This is a genomic window from Massilia sp. MS-15 (genome assembly GCF_020176695.1).
In the GTDB taxonomy this organism is placed as follows: Bacteria; Pseudomonadota; Gammaproteobacteria; order Burkholderiales; family Burkholderiaceae_D; genus Telluria; species Telluria hydrophila.
The window spans coordinates 1-407 of record NZ_JAIWIA010000107.1; the positions used below are offsets into that span (position 1 = coordinate 1).

1 protein-coding gene is annotated in these 407 nt (G+C 67.1%); it reads right to left on the bottom strand.

Features of this window, described 5'->3' with window-relative positions; translation table 11 throughout:
• Window positions 1-407, bottom strand: a 407-nt coding sequence (locus LCI23_RS20485; protein WP_224948282.1) for a helix-turn-helix domain-containing protein, incomplete at both ends; no start/stop codon positions are given.

Below are 407 nucleotides of genomic sequence, written 5' to 3' on the forward strand. Positions count from 1 at the left end.
TGCGGGCCCGGCCACCGCGCTTGCGTGCCGGCCTGTCCAGCTTGCGCGAACCCTTTTGTGATTCGAGGATGAACATCTCGTCCGCTTCGGCGATGCCGCTCAAGGTCTTGGGACGATCGTGCCTGGCCCGGTCGAGAAAGCGGTGGCGCCACCGGAAGGCCGTGTTGCGGTGTACGCCGACCTCCCTGGCGGCCTTGCGCACCGACTTCGATGCGAGCATCGTGTCCAGGTAGTCGAGCCACTTCTCCCGTAGCCGCAGGTGCGCCAGCGGTGTACCGCTCAGGTCGTTGTAGGTGCGGCCGCACGCACGGCAGCGGTAGCGCTGCAGACCGTTGGCCTGGCCATGCCGGTAGTAACGCTCGCAAGCGCAGGCAGGACAGCGGCGCTTGCCTTCCTTGACCTGGGCA